16 protein-coding genes are annotated in these 19727 nt (G+C 55.3%); 9 read left to right on the top strand and 7 right to left on the bottom strand.

Features of this window, described 5'->3' with window-relative positions; all coding sequences use genetic code 11:
• The first annotated feature begins 30 nt into the window (after nt 1-30).
• Nucleotides 31-2187 (top strand): selenide, water dikinase SelD, encoded by a 2157-nt coding sequence (gene selD / locus BSK21_RS13155; protein WP_067547379.1) that lies wholly within the window; start codon nt 31-33, stop codon nt 2185-2187.
• Here the strand turns inward: selD and mnmH are convergent.
• The 4 genes from mnmH to BSK21_RS13135 all read right to left on the bottom strand — a co-directional run bounded on the left by mnmH (nt 2174) and on the right by BSK21_RS13135 (nt 6878).
• Nucleotides 2174-3193: a tRNA 2-selenouridine(34) synthase MnmH gene (gene mnmH / locus BSK21_RS13150; RefSeq protein ID WP_367639196.1), complete on the bottom strand. Its 1020-nt coding sequence runs from the start codon at nt 3191-3193 to the stop codon at nt 2174-2176. The genes selD and mnmH overlap by 14 nt on opposite strands.
• A 43-nt stretch (nt 3194-3236) precedes the next feature.
• Nucleotides 3237-3950 (bottom strand): metallophosphoesterase family protein, encoded by a 714-nt coding sequence (locus BSK21_RS13145; RefSeq protein WP_067547373.1) that lies wholly within the window; start codon nt 3948-3950, stop codon nt 3237-3239.
• Between the two features lie 111 nt (nt 3951-4061).
• Nucleotides 4062-5657 (bottom strand): phosphoglycerate dehydrogenase, encoded by a 1596-nt coding sequence (gene serA, locus BSK21_RS13140; RefSeq protein WP_067547371.1) that lies wholly within the window; start codon nt 5655-5657, stop codon nt 4062-4064.
• Nucleotides 5658-5732: 75 nt separating this feature from the next.
• Nucleotides 5733-6878 (bottom strand): phosphoserine transaminase, encoded by a 1146-nt coding sequence (locus tag BSK21_RS13135; protein ID WP_074039041.1) that lies wholly within the window; start codon nt 6876-6878, stop codon nt 5733-5735.
• A 223-nt stretch (nt 6879-7101) separates the two neighbouring features.
• Here BSK21_RS13135 and serB point away from each other — a divergent pair, with 223 nt between their 5' ends.
• The 4 genes from serB (at nt 7102) to rlmN (ending at nt 10727) form a co-directional block, all read left to right on the top strand.
• A complete protein-coding gene (serB, locus tag BSK21_RS13130) occupies nt 7102-7977 on the top strand; it encodes a phosphoserine phosphatase SerB (RefSeq protein WP_067547368.1) in 876 nt (291 codons plus the stop codon).
• On the top strand, nt 7978-8739 hold the full coding sequence (locus BSK21_RS13125) for a TSUP family transporter (protein WP_067547365.1): 762 nt from the start codon (nt 7978-7980) through the stop codon (nt 8737-8739). It begins immediately after the preceding gene.
• Between the two features lie 174 nt (nt 8740-8913).
• Entirely contained in the window at nt 8914-9441 is a 528-nt protein-coding gene (locus tag BSK21_RS13120; protein WP_067547363.1) for an invasion associated locus B family protein, read from the top strand.
• Between the two features lie 104 nt (nt 9442-9545).
• Entirely contained in the window at nt 9546-10727 is a 1182-nt protein-coding gene (gene rlmN / locus BSK21_RS13115) for a 23S rRNA (adenine(2503)-C(2))-methyltransferase RlmN (protein WP_067547359.1), read from the top strand.
• Between the two features lie 16 nt (nt 10728-10743).
• Here rlmN and BSK21_RS13110 read toward each other — a convergent pair whose 3' ends face one another.
• Nucleotides 10744-11592: a TIGR00730 family Rossman fold protein gene (locus BSK21_RS13110; protein ID WP_067547355.1), complete on the bottom strand. Its 849-nt coding sequence runs from the start codon at nt 11590-11592 to the stop codon at nt 10744-10746.
• An 86-nt stretch (nt 11593-11678) separates the two neighbouring features.
• On the opposite strand from BSK21_RS13110, the gene dapD reads away from it, so the two are divergent.
• Nucleotides 11679-12506 (top strand): 2,3,4,5-tetrahydropyridine-2,6-dicarboxylate N-succinyltransferase, encoded by an 828-nt coding sequence (gene dapD, locus BSK21_RS13105; RefSeq protein WP_067547352.1) that lies wholly within the window; start codon nt 11679-11681, stop codon nt 12504-12506.
• Between the two features lie 380 nt (nt 12507-12886).
• A complete protein-coding gene (locus tag BSK21_RS13100) occupies nt 12887-13222 on the top strand; it encodes a hypothetical protein (protein ID WP_197498110.1) in 336 nt (111 codons plus the stop codon).
• 1 nt (nt 13223) lies between these two features.
• Here BSK21_RS13100 and BSK21_RS13095 read toward each other — a convergent pair whose 3' ends face one another.
• The gene (locus BSK21_RS13095; RefSeq protein WP_067547346.1) at nt 13224-14303 is read right to left on the bottom strand and encodes a Hint domain-containing protein; all 1080 of its coding nucleotides are present in this window, start codon (nt 14301-14303) and stop codon (nt 13224-13226) included.
• Complete coding sequence (locus BSK21_RS13090; RefSeq protein ID WP_067547343.1) at nt 14300-15883, bottom strand: Hint domain-containing protein; 1584 nt, start codon at nt 15881-15883, stop codon at nt 14300-14302. The genes BSK21_RS13095 and BSK21_RS13090 overlap by 4 nt, the downstream gene beginning before the upstream one ends.
• A gap of 277 nt (nt 15884-16160) precedes the next feature.
• Here BSK21_RS13090 and dapE point away from each other — a divergent pair, with 277 nt between their 5' ends.
• Nucleotides 16161-17309 carry a succinyl-diaminopimelate desuccinylase gene (dapE, locus tag BSK21_RS13085; protein ID WP_067547340.1) on the top strand — a complete coding sequence of 383 codons (1149 nt, stop codon included), beginning with the start codon at nt 16161-16163 and terminating at the stop codon, nt 17307-17309.
• 95 nt (nt 17310-17404) lie between these two features.
• On the top strand, nt 17405-19663 hold the full coding sequence (gene rnr, locus BSK21_RS13080) for a ribonuclease R (protein WP_067547337.1): 2259 nt from the start codon (nt 17405-17407) through the stop codon (nt 19661-19663).
• Nucleotides 19664-19727: the final 64 nt, after the last annotated feature.

The raw sequence follows: 19727 nt of genomic DNA, 5'->3' as shown, positions 1-19727 counted from the left end.
GTCAATCGAACTGCGAACGAGTCACCCATCATGCACGATCAAATCCCTCTGACCCGCGACCTCGTCTTGATCGGCGGTGGGCATACGCACGCTCTCGTTCTGCGAATGTGGGGCATGAACCCATTGCCCGGCGTTCGTGTGACGGTGATTAACCCTGCGCCTACGGCTCCATATTCTGGAATGCTACCGGGGTTTGTCGCTGGTCACTACTCCAAAGACGAACTCGATATTGATTTGATTAAACTGGCGCGGTTTGCGGGTGCTCGGGTCATCGTGGACAAAGCCATCGGGATTGATTTGCGAGCACGGACCATTAGCCTCAAGGGGCGTGGACCGATACCGTACGACATCGCGTCTATCGATATCGGGATCACATCCGAGATGCCTAATCTACAAGGATTTGCCGAACATGGTATTCCTGCAAAACCTCTCGATACATTTGCGGCGCGTTGGGATGTCTATCGCAAAGAGGCCAAGAAGCCTCGTGTGGCGGTTTTGGGTGGCGGCGTCGCAGGCGCAGAGCTGTCTATGGCTATGGCGCATGCGCTGCGAGGCAAATCGGCTGAGGTTCGTTTGATTGATCGCGGCACAGCGCTGACCGAGTTTAGCGAGACGGCTCGGTCTCAGTTGTTGAAATCATTGAAAGAGGCGCGTGTCGAAGTGATCGAAAACGCGGATGTGGTTGAGGTGACGGCGGATGCTGTAGTCCTCAAGGATGGCACGCGTGTGCCGTCTACTTTTACCAACGGTGCGACGGGCGCACGCCCGCATGGTTGGATCACTGAGACGGGATTGAACCTTTACCAAGGTTTCATAAGCGTCGGACCAACCTTGCAGTCGAGCGATAGTCACGTTTTCGCGGTGGGTGATTGTGCCTATCTCACCCACGCGCCACGCCCGAAAGCGGGTGTTTTTGCCGTTCGCGAAGCACCAGTGTTGTTCCATAACCTTCGGGCCGCCTTGTCGGGCGGAACGTTCAAAGGCTACCAGCCGCAGAAAGATTACCTGAAGCTCATTTCTCTCGGTCAGAAATCCGCTTTGGCAGAAAAGCTTGGAACGGCTGTTCGGGGGCCGCTGTTGTGGTCATGGAAAAATCGCATCGATACGGGGTTCATGGAAAAATTCCATAAATTGCCCACGATGGCGCAGCCAAAGTTGCCCGCATTGGTCGCGGACGGTGTACGAGCGGTCATGGGCGATGTCCCGATGTGTGCAGGATGTGGGTCGAAGGTGGGACGCAGCACATTGCGTGCAGCCCTTGCCGATTTGCCCAGCAGTGACCGCGATGACGTTCGCTATGTGAAAGGTGACGATGCAGCAGTGATCAAGGTTGGTGGCGAGACCCTCGTTATGACCACCGATCACTTGCGAGCGTTCACTCATGATCCCGATCTCATGACACGCATCACCGCGACCCATGCGCTGGGCGACATTTGGGCGATGGGGGCGGAACCTCAGGCGGCAACGATGTCTGTGATCTTGCCGCGCATGTCGTCAGAGCTTCAGCAACGCACAATGGCAGAGATTACCTCGGCTGCGGCGGATGTTATGGGGCGGGTGGGCGCGGTCGTCGCGGGTGGCCATACCTCGGTTGGGTCAGAATTCACCATTGGCTTTACCATCACGGGCCGCACTGCGGGAGAGGTCCGCACGATTGAGGGCGCAAAAGAGGGCGACGTTCTGATCCTAACAAAGCCATTGGGAACGGGGGTTCTCTTGGCCGCTGAAATGCGCGGGCTCGCAAAAGGGCGTGATGTGTTGGCGGCCTATCAGCGTATGGCTGAACCCCAAGCCGTCGCGAGCCGTATTTTAGCGTCGGAAGCGCGAGCGATGACGGACGTTACAGGTTTTGGGTTGGCAGGTCATTTGTCGGGTATTTGCGAAGCCTCTGGCGTTGGTGCCGAAATCACCTTGGCGAACCTGCCCGTGCTGCGCGGCGCCGAAGAGCTGATCGCCGCGGGTGTGAAATCCACACTCTGGGACGAAAATCGCGAGGGGGCCGGGGGCGTCTTTGGGGCGCAAGGGCCGCGTTTCGATCTGCTGTTCGATCCGCAAACATCGGGCGGTTTGCTAGCTGCAGTGCGCGCCGATCTTGCGGATGAAATGGTGCGGAAATTGCGGCTTTGTGGTTATGGCGCTGCGGCTATTGGACGGATCACCGACACGCCAGCGATCAAAGTGATTTGACGATATCGGCCACCCGCTCGGCTAAGTTTGCCTGTCCGATGTCGTCAAGGGTGTCGCTGTGAAGCGAGCCAAGAACGGTCGGTGCATGAACCGATCGAGACTTTGCATAGGATGGATCGTAGTGATCGACAATCAGAGCCTTTGCGAGAGCGGTAAAGTCACCGTCCTGAAGCAAGGATTCCCAGTGATCGACGGTCGCATGGCTACGATGCTGTCGAAGTGGCTGCAAAAGGTTGGTCAGGCGGTCGGTGTCTGCGATGACATCGGCATATGCACCCTGTAAATAACGCGCGCGCTCTTCAACTGGGGCTTCAATATCAATACGAGGCGCATCGCACATCGCTGCCCAGACCGTCGGCGGTACATTCAAGCGACCGATTTTGCTGCTTTCGGCTTCGACGACGACTGGTCGTTGTGGGTCCAGTGTCGATAGTTTGCAGGCCAATCGCGACTCAAAGGTTTTCTGATCAGGCTGACCTCCTGCCACACCGCCCAACATAGAGCCACGATGCTGTGCCATCCCCTCGAGATCGAGTGTCTGAATGCTGTGCGCAGATAAACGGTTAAGAATATCGGTCTTTGCAGTCCCAGTGTTCCCATCCAACAGCACAAAGCGGTGTGGAATTTGGGCCTCATACATGTCGGTGTAAACGAAACGACGATAGGCCTTATACCCGCCCGCGATGGTATCCGCCCGCCATCCGATCTGTTTGAGGATGATGGCTACGGACCCTGATCGTTGTCCGCCGCGCCAGCAATACACCAACGGTTTCCATCCTCCATCCTTGTCCGCGAGGGCGGTTTCAAGGTGGTGCGCCACATTGCGGGCAACAATTGCCGCCCCGATTTTGCGGGCCTTGAAAGGGCTTTCCTGTTTATAGATCGTCCCGACGATTGCTCGCTCTTCATTCGACATTGCGGGCAGACTGATCGCGCCCGCGATGTGATCCTCGGCGTATTCGGCAGGGGAACGAACGTCGATCACGGTGTCAAAACCGTGTGCCATTAGGTCGGTCAGGGATGAAAACTCAACGGGCATTTCAGCTCTTTCAGGCCGACGGTAGTAGCGGAACGCGCCCTTGATCGGTCAAAGTAAAACAAATGGTCCCATCAAATACCGCAGGAACGAGCGGACGACCATAGCCGGCACCGCCATCGAGGTCGACCCGATTGCCAAGATGAGTTGGTGTATCCAGAGCCGTGTGCCCGTGAACGATCAGTTTCTCAAAGGGGCCTTCGTGATCCAAGAAACCAACACGGATCCAGATCAGGTCGTCTTCGATCTGGTCCTCCATCGCAATGTTGGGGCGAATGCCTGCGTGAACGAAGATCAAATCGTCTGTTTCAAACCAGAGCGGGCGACTTTCCAAGAATGCGAGGTGTTCGGGGGGAACGGCGGCTTGGGCGCTGGGAAGTGTGTCAGTGCCAGCAACCTCGACACCATAAGACCGAAGGGTTTCTGCCCCGCCGAGGGCAGGATCGAACCAACCCTTGCCAGACTTAATCTGGGCGTCATGTTCGGTGCCATCCGCCAGATAGCGACAGAACATCCGGTCGTGATTGCCGCGCAGAACAGTCCAGTTCCGACCTTCCGCTACTCCATTCATCAATCGTTCGACCACGGCGCGGCTATCGGGACCTCGGTCAGTATAGTCCCCGAGAAAGACGATATGAGCGTCTGCACCACCATCGATTTCAATAAGGCGAAGTGCGTTTTCGAGTTGGTCGATTTGGCCGTGAATATCGCCAATTGCATAAATCATGATGTGTTCCGAACGTATGGTAAACCCCCGTTATAGTTAGTCTTTGTAACGGCAGGGCTTCAAAAGGAAAAAGGGGCGGAAACCCGCCCCTTTTTAGGAATGTAGCGTGGATCAGGCGACGTCAAAGACCAGCGGTTTGACTTGCTTGAATTTACCTGTGTCAGACAGGGCCTTCAGTGTCTCAGCATTGAGAGCATCGTCCACATAGAGAAGCGCGATTGCTTCGCCACCTGCGCCAGCGCGACCAAGGGTAAAGTTCGCGATGTTGACGCCATTGTTGCCAAGGGTCGAACCAAGTGTACCGATGATGCCCGGCACGTCTTCGTTCGTGGTGTAGAGCATGTGCTGACCAACTTCAGCGTCCACGTTGATGCCTTTGATCTGGATGAAGCGCGGCTTACCATCAGAGAACACCGTGCCAGCAACCGAACGCTCGTAGCCATCGGTGACAACGGTCACTTTGATGTAGCCTTCGAACGCGCCCGACTGATCCTGAGTGGTGGTCGAGAGTTTGATGCCGCGTTCTTTGGCGATCACAGGTGCGGACACCATGTTCACGTCAGGGTTCGCTTTTTTCATGATGCCTGCGATCACACCGCAATCCAGTGCTTTGAGGTTCATGTCGGAAACGACACCGTCATACATCACGTTGATTGCTTTGATAGGCTCGTCAGTCATCTGACCGATGAAGTTACCGAGGTGACCAGCCAGCTTGATCCACGGGCCCATGACTTTTGCTTCTTCGGCGGTCACGGACGGCATGTTGAGCGCGTTGGTAACAGCGCCGGTGAGCAGGTAGTCAGAGATCTGTTCCGCAACCTGAAGCGCCACGTTTTCCTGAGCTTCCGAAGTGGCCGCGCCCAAGTGCGGGGTGCAGACGACGTTCGGCAGGTTGAACAGCGGGTTTTCTTTCGCAGGCTCGACCGAGAACACGTCGAATGCAGCACCAGCAACGTGGCCCGATTTCAGCATGTCAGCGAGAGCTTCTTCGTCAACCAGACCACCCCGAGCACAGTTCACAATGCGGACGCCTGGTTTGGTTTTCGCGAGATTTTCGCGCGACAGGATGTTGCGGGTCGAGTCGGTCAGCGGAACGTGCAGGGTGATGAAGTCAGCACGTGCGAGCAGTTCGTCTAGCTCCAGCTTCTCAACGCCGATTTTTGCAGCGCGTTCTTCGGATAGGAACGGATCGTATGCGACGACCTTCATTTTCAGGCCCTGAGCGCGATCGATCACGATCGAACCAATGTTACCTGCGCCGATAACGCCAAGTGTTTTGCCGGTCAGCTCAACACCCATGAATTTCGACTTTTCCCATTTGCCAGCATGAGTAGATGCGGACGCTTCGGGGATTTGACGCGCTACTGCAAACATCATCGCGATGGCGTGTTCAGCCGTGGTGATCATGTTGCCGAACGGCGTATTCATCACGATTATACCTTTTTTCGAGGCAGTCGGGATGTCTACGTTATCGACGCCGATACCAGCGCGAGCGACGACTTTGAGGTTGGTCGCAGCAGCGATGATTTTCTCGGTCACTTTGGTCGCAGAACGGATCGCGAGACCATCGTAGTTGCCGATGATCGCTTCGAGCGCTTCTTTGTCTTTACCAAGTTGAGGCTGGAAGTCGACGTCAAGGCCACGATCTTTGAAGATCTGAACCGCTGCGGGGGAGAGTTCGTCGGAAATAAGGACTTTGGGGGCCATGGTAGGGCTCCTTTATTTGTGGGCATCTGCCCGAAAATGAGGGGTTAAGGGCGCGGTTGGTCGCGCCCCGCAAGATCACTCTTGTGCTTCGATTTCTGCTTCGAATGCCCACTCGAGCCACGGAAGCATTGCTTCGATGTCCGAGGTTTCGACAGTTGCGCCACACCAGATACGCAGACCAGCAGGCGCGTCACGGTAAGCACCTACGTCCAGCGCAACACCTTCTTTTTCGAGGCGTTTTGCAACGGCCTTGGCAAATGCAGCTCCGTCTTGGATACGGTCATCGGTGAACTTCAGGCAAACCGAGGTGTTCGAGCGAATATCGTCCGAAACAGCAAGGTTAGCGATCCAGTCGCGGGTTGCGCAGAAGTCCCAGATAGCCTGTGCGTTTGCGGTCGAACGAGCGATCAATGCATTCAGACCGCCGAGGTTTTGCGCCCATTTCAGAGCAACAAGGTAGTCCTCGACAGCCAGCATTGATGGCGTGTTGATGGTTTCACCAACAAAGATACCTTCGATCAGCTTGCCACCTTTGGTCATGCGGAAGATCTTTGGCAGCGGCCATGCTGGAACATAAGTTTCGAGGCGTTCAACAGCGCGGGGGCTGAGGATCAGAATACCGTGCGCACCTTCGCCACCCATAACCTTCTGCCAAGAGAAGGTCACAACGTCGAGTTTGTCCCAAGCGAGGTCCATCGCAAAAGCGGCGGAGGTCGCGTCGCAAATGGTCAGGCCAGCGCGGTCCGCAGGAATCGCGTCGCCAGACGGCAGACGAACGCCCGAAGTGGTGCCGTTCCAAGTAAAGACAACATCATTGTCAAAGTTCACTTTGGAGAAATCGACGATCTCGCCATAAGCAGCTTTATGAATGTTTGCGTCGAGCTTCAGCTGCTTCACAACGTCGGTGACCCAGCCTTCGCCGAAGGATTCCCAAGCGACCATGTCGACGCCACGAGCGCCGAGCATCGACCACATGGCCATCTCAACAGCGCCAGTGTCGGACGCTGGAACAATGCCGATGCGGTAGTCGGCGGGAACGCCGAGAATTTCACGGGTGAGGTCGATTGCCTCTTTCAGCTTCGCTTTGCCAACAGCAGCGCGGTGCGAGCGACCCATTGGGGCGTCGGCGAGCATGTTGAGTTCGAAGGCTGGAATCTTGGCGCAGGGGCCGGAAGAAAAACGCGCATTTGCCGGACGCGTTGCCGGAGTCTCTTTGACCATTTCTGGTACCCTTTCAGATAAGCGCCTCTCGTTGGGGAGAGGTGTCCCGCTGCTGGACATATGCGGCGGTGCAGAAAGCTGCAATGGGAAAAATGACGCTTGTTTTCGGCAAAAGGTCGTAATTGGACTATCCACGACTACTATCGGAAACTTCGGACCTGCTTGGCAGCGGCTTATGGATATGCGAAACGCTAGCGAAACAAGTCGTAACCGGAGCTGTCCGATGTTCACCGTCACCCTTCTTTGTGCACCTTCGGAGCGTAAAATCGAAACGCCATTGGTGGAATCGCTCCGTAATGCGTGGGGCGGTGGCGACGCGATCTGGCTGTCAGTAGATGAGGCTGCAGAGTTCGAAGTTCCCGTAAAGCCATCGAATTTTTGGGATGTTTGGTCTGACCTACAGTCCAATGGGGTCGATTTGGTGATCCAATCGACCGACGGGCGTCGCAAAAAAATGCTCCTTGCCGACATGGATTCGACGATGATCCGTCAGGAATGCATTGATGAGCTGGCTGCCGAAGCTGGCGTGGGCGAGCGTGTCGCTGACATCACAAAGCGCGCGATGAATGGCGAGTTGGATTTCAACGGGGCGTTAGAAGAGCGTGTCAGTCTTTTGGCTGGTTTAGATGAGACTGTGATCGGCCACGTTCTGAATACCCGTATTACCCATATGCCTGGCGGTTATGAGCTGGTGCAGACAATGAAAGCAAAGGGTGGCTATGCTGCCTTGGTGTCAGGTGGATTTACCGCGTTCACGTCGCGCATCGCGGCGGCGTTGGGGTTTGATGAGAACCGTGCAAACACTTTGATTGCCGAAGGCGGCAAGTTGACGGGTAAAGTTGGCTATCCGATCCTTGGCCGCGAAGCGAAGGTTCAGGCGCTGGAAGAGATTACTGCGCGTCTGGGTATATTAGAGGCTGACGTGATTGCCGTTGGTGATGGTGCAAACGACCTCGGTATGCTCGGTCGTGCGGGCACTGGCGTTGCACTTCATGCGAAGCCAAGCGTTCAGGCAGAATGCAGCGTTCGTATTAACCACGGTGATTTGACCGCTCTCCTCTATCTGCAGGGGTATAAACGCAGCGAGTTTGTATCCTAAGTGCTAGAACATTCTGTCGAACTTCTCGTTCTCCTCACTAGCGCTGCGTTTGTGGCGGGTTTCATCGACTCGATCGCGGGCGGTGGTGGTTTGATCACCATTCCTGCGTTGCTGATCGCTGGTCTGAACCCGATTACGGCTCTCGCAACGAATAAGGTCCAGGGTCTATTTGGCGCAGGTATGGCCGCGATTAACTATGCGCGGGCTGGGCATGTGAACTTGTTTGCGCAGTTGCCCTCGGCCTTGATGTCATTCGCAGCATCGATCGCAGGTGCATTGCTCGCCTCGTTCCTGCCCACGGATGTGATCCGTTTGGGTTTGCCCGTTTTGCTGATCGCAGTCGCGCTCTTCTTCGCATTTAAACCTGGTTTGGATGACTTGGATCGTGTGCAACGCATCAGTCCCGCTCTGTTCATGATCGCTTTTGTACCCGTCATAGGGTTCTATGACGGCCTCTTGGGGCCAGGCACTGGTGCGTTTTTCATGCTCGGGTTTGTCGCCTTGGGTGGCTATGGCGTTCTGAAAGCGACAGCGCATACAAAACTACTGAACTTCGCATCAAACGTGGGCGCGACGCTTGCCTTTGCGCTTGTGGCTAAACCGCTCTGGGTGACAGGGCTGTGCATGGGGGCGGGGCAGATGGCCGGCGCCTATCTGGGCTCCAAGTTGGCGATGAAAGTCGGCTCGCGCGTTATCAAACCTGTTCTAGTAATCGCTTCTACAGCGATGGCGATTAAGCTGATTTGGGATGCGATGGCCTGAGTTCGGGGAGTTCAGGCGGGAATCCGCACAATTTCGTGTGCCAATGGGACTTTCCCATAGGCCTCTTTTCTTGGTAAAGATACAACATCGAGAGAATAGATCTGCCTGCGGAACGGTGACGGTAGAGCATCGGGCAAGTGGAAGAAGAGGCAAAAACAGCTTGGAGGCTGTCTAATGATTTCTGGAATGATGCGTGCGGCAGTTGTCGCTCTTGCGCTCGGTACGGCTAGTGTGGCTGTCGCGCAGGACTCTGACAATCGCGTAGCCGCCAACACCGACTGGAGCGTCTTCGAGGGCAATGATCCTCGCGAATGCTGGATCGTCTCTGCACCCAAAGAGACAGTGAACACACGCGATGGCAACGTTGTTGCGGTGCGCCGTGGCGATATCTTGCTCTACGTCTTCTTTAAGCCGTCCGCTGGTCTGAATGGCCAAGTGGTATTCACGGGCGGGTATCCTTTCGCAGGTGAATCCACTGTGAAGATGGAGATCGGTGGACGTGAGTACGATCTCTACGTTCAAGGCGAAAACGCGTGGCCTGCTAACGCCGAAGCCGATGCACAGATTGTTGCTGCAATGCGTGCTGGCTCTGAAGCGGTTCTGACAGCGCGTTCCGCACGCGGCACCGTGACGAAAGATAGCTTCTCGCTTTTGGGCTTCACGGCATCGTTGGAAGAGGCTCAGCGCCGCTGCGCTGGCTAATTTCGATCCGCGACACCATAATTTAACTTATATTGGGGCGGAATTCTTTTGAATTCTGCCCCGAATCCTATATGAGCGCCCATCTACCCGCATCCGAGGCTGCTATGACCGCGACTGCTCCGATTACCCAAGACGTCCTTACAATCCCCCGCAAACTGCCGGAGGGAGCCAAAAACCTTGCTGGCATGACTCGCGAACAAATGCGTGAGGCATTGATCGAAGCAGGTACGCCCCAGAAGCAGGCCAAGATGCGCCTCAATCAGGTGTGGCAGTGGGTTTACCATTGGGGCGTGACTGATTTCGACGTCATGACCAACCTGTCCAAAGACTATCGCAAGATGCTCTCCGAGAATTTCGTGATTGAGCGTCCTGAGTTGGTGACGAAGCTGGTGTCCGAAGACGGCACCCGCAAATACCTCGTTCGTATTGCGGGCGGCCACGAGGTAGAGATCGTCTATATTCCTGAGGAAGGCCGCGGAACGCTTTGTGTGTCTTCTCAAGTTGGCTGCACACTGACTTGTTCGTTCTGTCATACTGGCACGCAGAAACTGGTGCGCAACCTGACCGCATCTGAGATCGTTGGTCAGATTATGCTGGCCCGCGATGATTTGGATGAATGGCCCGAGCCAGGAACCGGCACTGGTGATGATGGCCCACGTTTGTTGTCTAACATCGTTCTGATGGGGATGGGCGAGCCGCTCTATAATTTCGAAAACGTCCGTGACGCGATGAAGATCACCATGGACGGTGAAGGCATCGCCTTGGGCCGTCGTCGTATCACGCTGTCGACTTCTGGCGTTGTTCCCGAGATCGCTCGGACTGCCGAGGAAATCGGCTGTCTTCTCGCTGTGTCGTTCCACGCAACGACCGATGAGGTCCGCGATAAGCTCGTTCCTGTGAACAAAAAGTGGAACATCGAGACCCTTCTGGACGCACTTCGCGAGTATCCGAAGGCGACGAACAGCGAACGGATTACGTTTGAATATGTGATGCTCGACGGTGTGAACGACACATTCGAGGACGCGCATCGTTTGGTCAAACTGCTCGACGGTATTCCGGCGAAGGTGAACCTGATCCCGTTCAATGAATGGCCGGGCGCACCGTATAAACGGTCGTCGAACAACCGTATTCACGCCTTCGCGCGGATACTGATGGAAGCAGGCTACGCGTCACCAATTCGCACGCCGCGCGGTGAAGACATCATGGCGGCATGTGGTCAGTTGAAATCCGCGACCGAACGGGCACGTAAATCGCGGGCTCAGATCGAGGCAGAAGCGGGGCTTTGAGGCCCCGCACCTCAGGTCAGCGGCCCGGGATTGACCCGCGCTTTTGACCCACGTTTTCCCAATTCGCGAGCGCGGCCATCGCTTCTTCGGCGGTTTCAACGTAGCGGAAGAGCGCCAAATCTTGATCCGAGATGGTACCAGCGTCAGCGAGCGCATCCCAGTTGATGATCTTTTCCCAGAATTCCTTACCGAACAGTAAGAAGGGAACTTGCTCCATCCGACCTGTCTGGATCAGGGTCAGACTTTCGAACATTTCATCCAAAGTCCCGAAGCCACCAGGGAACACGCAAACTGCTTTCGCGCGCATGAGGAAGTGCATCTTCCGAATGGCGAAGTAATGAAAGTTGAAACACAGTTCTGGGGTCACGTATTGGTTCGGTGCTTGTTCGTGCGGCAGGACGATGTTCAATCCGATTGATTTACCGCCTGCCTCAGCTGCGCCACGGTTGCCAGCCTCCATCACGCCAGGACCGCCGCCCGTGACGATGACGTTCTCATGGCCACCAGATTTCAGCGAAAGCTCGGTCATCATGCGGGCAAAGCGACGTGCTTCATCGTAGTATTTCGACAAATCAGAGAGCGTCTGTGTCCGCGCCGTCGCTTTGTTTTCGGGCGCTGGAATTCGTGCGCCACCGAACAGAACGATAGTTGATTCGATGTGAGCTTCGTCCATCGCCAATTCGGTTTTTAGAAGTTCGAGTTGCAGACGGACAGGGCGGAGATCCTCGCGACACATGAAATCCGTGTCCGAAAACGCCAGTTTATAGGTCGGCGACCGCGTTTGCGGAGTGTCAGGGATGTGTTTGGCGGCCTGACGGTCTTCTCCTGAGTGGCGAAGGGGGTGGCGTCGGTTGTCGTCTCTCATCGGTCGTGCCTTTTATTGCTCTTTGGGGGCGAAACGGTCTATAGCCCCTCGGAAGGTTCAAACCACATCTAACACCGAGAGGCCACATGTCGAACGTCCAGCTCGAAGCTGCCATCGAAGCCGCGTGGGAAGCCCGCGATACGATCACCCCTGCGACCACGGGCGAAACCCGTGAAGCTATTGAAGATACGCTCAACGCGCTCGATAGCGGTGCGCTGCGTGTTGCCGAGCGTCAGGATGACGGTCAATGGCACGTAAACCAGTGGGCTAAAAAGGCCGTCCTCTTGGGCTTCCGTATCAAGGATATGGAACTTCAGTCTGGCGGTCCGCAGGGTCACAGCTGGTGGGATAAGGTCGACAGCAAGTTCAAAGGTTGGGGCGCTGAAGACTTCCAAGCGGCTGGCTTCCGTGCTGTTCCGAACGCAGTTGTTCGTAAATCTGCATACATCGCCAAAGGCGTTGTTCTGATGCCGTCCTTCGTGAACCTCGGTGCGCATGTTGGTGAAGGCACTATGGTTGACACTTGGGCAACCGTTGGTTCCTGCGCTCAAATCGGCAAACACGTTCACCTGTCGGGTGGTGTAGGTATCGGTGGCGTTCTGGAGCCGATGCAGGCCGGCCCGACCATCATCGAAGACAACTGCTTTATCGGTGCGCGTTCCGAAGTCGTCGAAGGCTGTATCATCCGTGAAGGTTCGGTTCTGGGCATGGGCGTTTACATCGGCCAGTCGACCAAAATCGTTGACCGTGAAACGGGCGAAGTCTTCTACGGAGAAGTGCCACCGTATTCGGTCGTGGTCTCGGGTTCGATGCCGTCGAAGAACGGTATCAACTTGTACTGCGCGGTAATTGTTAAGCGTGTGGATGAACGTACGCGTTCAAAAACGGGTATCAACGAACTCCTGCGCGATTAATAATCTCTCGCAGATCGAGTTTAGGGCGCGTCCAGTTTGGTCGCGCCTTTGTTTATGACGCGGCCATAAAAAAGCCCCGCGAGCGGTAGCTTGCGGGGCAAAGTCGTGACGTGGGCGTGACGGAGAGTCACCCGCGTCTCTGAAAGACTGAAGCGACACGACATGCGAATGAAGTGTCTCGACCCACGCATTAGGGAGTAAATAGGTGAACAGGTCTATTCACCTAAGGGTTATTTTCGGGGATCATTTGAGTAGGTTTTGCCGATTTTCGCGGTGCAAAAGTATAATGTGGTTTGCAGCGCCACTTGAAAATCACCGCGTTCGCGGTCAAACGGTCTCATCCGTTATTCATGCGCCGAACAAGGCAAGAGGGGGCCGAAATGGTCAAAAAAGACACCAAGCAACAGGTCTACACCCTTTTGGTTCAGGTCGGTCGCAAAGAAGGTGACGGGCTGCCCGATGGTAGCACTGGTGCGGCACTGATGTGTTATTCCAGCGGTGTTGATGAGGCTGAAGCTGTCCGCGAAACAGTCGCTATCCTCAAACAAGCCGATCTCAACCCGTTGGACGTGACGGGTTATGGCACCTTGGATGAGCGTCTTGTCGAAGGCCACGATATCGACGAAGACGAACAAGAACTGATGCAGCGTGCACTCGAGGAAAATAGCGTGATCGTTGCGCAGATGACCCCGTTCTTTGACGAGAACGACGTCTGATCTATCGGTTTGGGATCAAAACAGCTTCGAAATTTCTGAGATGCTGCAGGTCGATAGACGGGCCTGCTGGTAGAAGTTCCTGTGGAACGTTGCGCAGTATGCCGTGCTGACGCATTGCGGCGTTTTGGCGGAATGGTGCAGGGTCGAGGCTGGTCAGACGAACACCCGTAAGTTCGAGAACGTCATGGCGATCGAGCATTACGTGGTAATACGTTACAAAATCGCTTTGACTGGTTGCCAGAACTTCACGCCCGTCTGTAAGGTGGCCAACCTCTGTCAGAACATATTCCGTCAAGAACAGGTATTCTATTTTTGATCCGCCGAGTTCGATGTGCTGGCGTGGGCCGATGCTCAAATCAGTTCTCGCTCCGTAATAGGGTGCGCGAATGATATGTGGTGTGAACATACCGCGGGCAGGAAGCGTTTGCGCGGCGATTGATCGGATCTGAGCCGCTTCTCCATCTGCGGTGACAACCGTTGCCCCGGGTTTCAGCGTCTCGAGTCGGACGTGGCCGTTGGGTGTTTCTATGATCGACTGCCCCGAGAGAGTTGCAGGTGGCCCGACAGGTTCGATACTATCGGCAATCGCCACGAACGTTGTTGCCGCGTCTATCTGGGTTGTCTGCGGATGTGTGCAAATGCGGTCTGCGTCCCGAAAGCAAAGGGGGATCGGGGCGAAGAGATCACAACAGTAGAACTCATTGGTCGAGGTTAGCACGGCCAACTGACCTTTGCGGGCAGGTGCGTCCCATGTGAACCAGATTGCGGCGGTGCCTTTGTGGGTATGAAGGTCGGTTTTTAGAGCGAAATCGGCAGTGATCTGTCCCTGCGCCATCAGCAACCGTAAGGTTCCATCGGGGTCCAGCGTCAGCCTTAGGGCGCTGTGCCACGGGGTATTCGCCGCAAACCGCAACAAATTGCGCCTTACCTTGTCGGGGTCATGAATGGTTTCGATGAGAAGCGTGCCCTTTGCCATCGGTGCGTCGGCTGAAACCCGTTTCACTGTGGTTCGATCACCGACTAACCCACCGGGGTGAAATCGCTGGGTACCGTTATGATCGCGCAGTCCGATCCAACTCATGCAGCTGCCTCTGCAAGGAGACGAGCCTCATATGATTTCAGTGAAAGACGCGCGGCAGGACCGTGGTTCATTCCGGTCTCTGGCGTCAGTTCTGGGAACAGCGTGCAAATTTCTTCGAGCACTTCTGGGTCGAATTGTTTCGTTGCCTGTGGGCCGGGGTGGAAGCTCTCGGTCGGAAGGCCTTCGGAATAGACGACTTGATGGCGATCAAACAGTATGTGGTGATAAGTGACGGTTCCGCCTTCGACGTGGCGAATTGTTGATCCGTTCACCAAATCGCGCGCTTTGACCAACACTTCTTCTTCGCCAAAGAGCAGTGCGGCCAGCGGGTCTCGCATGAGAACACGGTGCTGTGGGGATACCAACAGCGCGTCGTGTTCCCCGATTGCATTCGCTTCTATTAAGACAGGTGCCATTTTGCCTGTGGCTTCGACTTCGCGATTGCCAATCCAGCGCAAAGGCTGCGGGCCTTCGTCCATGGTGAGAACCATGTCGCCGACGGATAGGTCTTCGACCGGCACCGTACCGCGTGTCGTTGAAATCAACGTGCCGGAGACGAAACAGGGAATGACGTCGAGGTTGACTATACCCGTCGAGGTTCCGACGACAGTCGAACCGCTCAGGGCGTCAACTTGGTAGGTAAAGTTGACCGCTTCGCCGTCGCTATCGGCAACAACCGTGATTGTGCCGTCAGCGTTTACAGTTATGGTTTGCCCTGTACTGAGTGTGACTGTGCTGCCTGCTGAAACTGGAACACCGTTGATCTCTGTGATCTGAAGGGTGCCTGAGGTCGAGTTTGTATCGTTGCCAAGTAGGTCAAATGTCTTGGTTCCGTTGGCGTACATCGACACGTCATCAGTCACGGCGATGAGGGTCGTTTGACCTGAATCAGCAGCGATCAGAATGTTCGAGTCGTAGCTGCTGTCACCAACGTCCGCGATCCCGATCTTAATGGTGTTTAAAATGTTGGGGTCGACGGGGATGTTCAGGGTCATGGTGACGGTAAAGCCATCCATTTCCGTATTGTATTGGTCTTGGGTGTTGTCGACGTAAAGGTTGGAACCCGTCGGGCCACCTACGTTGTTCACAGAGGTCGTGCCGTCACCGATTGATAGGGGAACGTGTACACCATTGACCCACACGCCGACGGCGTCGTTGAACGATGAGGTGGTGTATTCTGGAAATTCTTCCGACGCGAAAACAAAGCTCAGCGTGAGTGTGTCTCCGGTCGGAATAAAGCTGACATCTAACCAAGCCGCATCGTAGGTCGAACCGCCGCTAATTGTGTTGAAGTCGGTGTCATTATTGACGCCAGACGTGTTCGTCGTGGTGCTAGCCGATGTGTTCGATTGCCATCTGTTCGACGTGGTAAAGCTGGAGGCTTGACCCGTAGAAAGGATGACCCCTGTGTCTGACGGCGCAACGCCGCCAGTGAGGTCACCGTTTGTGTAGATCGCAGATGACCTGTTGTCGCCCGTGTAGGACGCAGACACGACTGTGACGCCATCGCCGAAAATTGTTTCGGCCATCTGCATGGCGCTCGCACCGGTGTTATAACCGATTTCGACTCCACTAACCATCTTTGCCTCAGCTCTCTGCCAAGGTCAGCGCATGCTTCAAGACGGACACAAAATCCGAACTCTATAAATGTGGCTTTACTGCTCGCCACTGACCATCTTGGGGTCTGCCCTGCCTCGGGTCTCTATTTTGGAACAACCATAACATGTGCAAAGATTTTTTGTTAACACTTTTGTATAGTTAAATTTACCCATGTGGCATTTTTGTGTTCCAGTCGCCACATTCGCCTGATTGCATCGGCTTTGGGGCTTGGGTAGGGCTGGTGCAAAGGAGACGTTCATGACCGCACCTATCGATCCCGTTGATCTTACCGCTCGACTAGTCCGCTGCCCCTCTGTGACGCCCGCCGAAGGTGGCGCTTTGGTGCTGCTCGAAGAGCTATTGAGTGCATCTGGATTTGACTGCACGCGCGTGGATCGTGGCGGTATTTCGAACCTTTACGCCCGTTGGGGTCGCAAAGGTGCGAACCGCACGTTCGGGTTTAATGGTCATACGGATGTCGTGCCATTGGGTAATCGGGATGACTGGACCGTTGATCCTTTTGGCGCAGAGATCAAAGACGGTTTTATGTATGGTCGGGGCACGACCGACATGAAGTCTGGCGTTGCGGCATTCGTCGCGGCCGCCATCGATTTTGTGCAACAAACGCCGCCCGATGGCGCGATTGCGATCGCCATCACTGGCGACGAAGAGGGTGATGCCGATGACGGCACAATCGCTCTCTTGGATTGGATGAACCAGCAGGGTGAATCCATGTCGGTTTGTCTGGTTGGTGAACCAACATGCCCGAACGAAATGGGCGAGATGATGAAGATCGGTCGTCGAGGATCGCTAACAGCGTGGTTCACGGTGACAGGTGTTCAAGGTCACTCGGCCTATCCGCATCGCGCGAACAACCCTATTCCTGCGCTGGCGCGGTTAGTTGACCTTATGTCATCGCATGAGTTGGACCGTGGCACCGATCACTTTGATCCATCTACGCTGGCTTTCGTTACTATCGACACGGGCAACCCCGCGACGAACGTGATCCCTGCGCAGACCCGCGCAGCCGTGAATATCCGCTACAACGACCTTCATACAGGTGAAAGCCTGACCGCTTGGATGCAGGGCGAAGCCGACAAGATCGCCCGTGAATTCGGCGTCAAAGTCGACATGCGCGTGAAAATCTCGGGTGAAAGCTTCGTCACGCCACCGGGTGAATTGTCCGACCTCGTGTCAAAATCGGTTCAGGCAGTGACGGGCAAAACGCCTGAGCTATCGACTTCGGGTGGCACATCGGATGCACGGTTTGTCAAAAACCACTGTCCTGTGGTCGAATTTGGGCTTGTCGGTAAAACAATGCATCAGGTGGATGAACGCGTCGCAATCGACCAGATCGGCCAGTTGAAATCTATCTACACCCGAATTCTGAACGATTATTTCGGCTGATCCCTGACTTTCGCAAGACGTTAGATCGGGACCAGAGTAAGGTTTCATCAAAGAAGGCGGGTGCGCTGTGCCCTGTCTGGTGCTAGGGCTGTCGAATGACACGTATTCCTTCAAAAGAGGAAATCCTTGAATGGATTTCCACGAACCCGACCCTCACCGCTAAGCGCGATATCGCTAAAGCTTTTGGCATCAAAGGCTCTGCGCGGATTGATCTCAAGCGCATCTTGCGAGAGTTGGAAGATGAAGGTGCGCTGACCAAGCGTCGGTCATCATATCGTGATGCTGAAAAACTACCGCCCGTCGCGGTGCTGCAAGTGATCGACCCTGATCACAATGGTGATCTGTGGGCGCGTCCGTTGGAATGGCGCGGCGATGGTGCAATGCCACGCATTCTTATGATCCAGCGCGACACCGATCCCGCTTTGGCACCTGGCGACCGAATTCTGGGCCGAATGACCGAGGTCAAAGACGAGGACTACGACTACACCGCACGCATGATCCGTCGTGTTGGGTCAAACCCGCTGCGGATCGTCGGGGTATTTCGACAGAGCCACGAGGGTGGCCGTATCGTTCCCATCGACAAAAAAGCCGACAAACAATGGATCGTTCCCGAAGGTGCGACCGCAGGGGCCAAAGATGGCGAGTTGGTCGAAGCAGAGCAGAGCGGCCCAAAAGGGCGGCTTGGTCTACCCAAGGCGCGCATTATTGATCGACTGGGTGACCCATCCGCTCCGAAAGCGGTCAGCCTTATTGCGATCCATCAACATGGCATACCTGACGCATTTCCTGACGATGTGATCGCGGAGGCGGACAGTGTTAAGCCAGCGGAGCTCAAGGGCCGCACCGATTTGCGTCATCTTCCGCTGGTTACGATTGATCCAGCTGATGCACGAGATCGGGATGACGCCGTCCTCGCAATTCCAGACAGTGATCCGGAAAATGAGGGCGGGTTCTATCTCTGGGTCGCGATTGCCGACGTCGCATATTACGTGCGCCCGAATTCCGCTTTGGACCGTGAAGCGCGTAAGCGTGGTAACTCGTCCTATTTCCCTGATCGTGTTGTACCGATGCTGCCTGACCGTTTGTCAGGTGATCTCTGCTCATTGCATGAAGCCGTGGATCGCGCCTGTATGGCTGTCGAGATGCGGATCGATGCTGAGGGACGTAAAATCAGCCATAGGTTCGTGCGCGGATTGATGCGGTCGGCAGCTTCTTTGGCCTACGAAGAGGCACAAGCCGCCATCGACGGCATGCCGAATGAGAAAACAGGTCCGCTCCTCGAACCCGTTTTGAAACCGCTTTACGCCGCCTATGAAGCGCTGAAGAAGGCGCGCGCAGTGCGTCAGCCGCTCGAATTGGACCTGCCAGAACGTCAGATCGTTTTGAATGACGCGGGCGAGGTCACGTCGATCGCGTTCAAAGAACGTTTTGATGCGCACAAATTGATCGAAGAGTTCATGGTGCTGGCGAATGTTGCTGCCGCGGAAGAACTGATTAAACACCGTACGCCGTTGTTGTTTCGCGTCCACGAAGAGCCAAGCCCCGAAAAGCTGGACAGCCTGCGTGAGGTTGCGCAAGCGAGCGGTCTGGTGCTGGCCAAAGGGCAGGTTTTGCAGACCCGCCACCTCAACCAGCTCCTCCGTCAGGCTGAAGGCACGCCGCAAGATGAGTTGATCAATATGTCGACCCTGCGGTCGATGACGCAGGCCTATTACGGGCCGAATAACTTTGGGCATTTTGGTTTGGCGCTGCGCAACTATGCGCATTTCACCTCGCCGATCCGTCGATATTCCGACCTCATCGTTCACCGTGCTCTTATTAAGACTCACAAATGGGGTGACGATGGTCTCAGCGATTGGGACATCGAAATGCTCGAAGCGACGGGGCAACAAATCAGCGATACCGAACGTCGTTCGATGATCGCCGAGCGGGATACGACTGACCGTTATCTGGCTGCGTTTATGAAAGATCGCGTCGGTACAGAGTTGCCTGGTCGTATCAGTGGCATTCAAAAGTTCGGCGTTTTCGTAAAGCTGGACGAAACAGGCGCAGATGTTCTGGTGCCTGTGCGTTCACTCGGGAGCGAGTTCTTTCACTATGATGCAGAAGCCCAGCAGCTCTTTGGGTCCCAGTCGGGAATGGTTATCGGCCTCGGCCAACGGGTCACTCTGAAATTGACCGAAGCCGCCCCGATCTCTGGTGGTCTCGTCGGTGAAATTATATCTATCGATGACTTCATCATGCCGAAGGGTCCGATGCGCGGTGGTCGTGGTCGACCCGTTCGACGCAAAGCCAACGCAGCCAAGAAGAAAGCCGATAAGGTTCGTCGCAAGGTAAAACGAACGCGTAAGTAGATCGGCGTAATCTCGCAGAGCTCTGAGGCTTTTGTTGTAAGTTTGTATGAGTGATCTACCTTGA

This window comes from Marivivens sp. JLT3646, assembly GCF_001908835.1.
GTDB lineage: Bacteria > Pseudomonadota > Alphaproteobacteria > Rhodobacterales > Rhodobacteraceae > Marivivens > Marivivens geojensis.
Note: the sequence above shows the minus strand (reverse complement) of the source record. Positions and strands in the feature narration are given on the sequence as shown.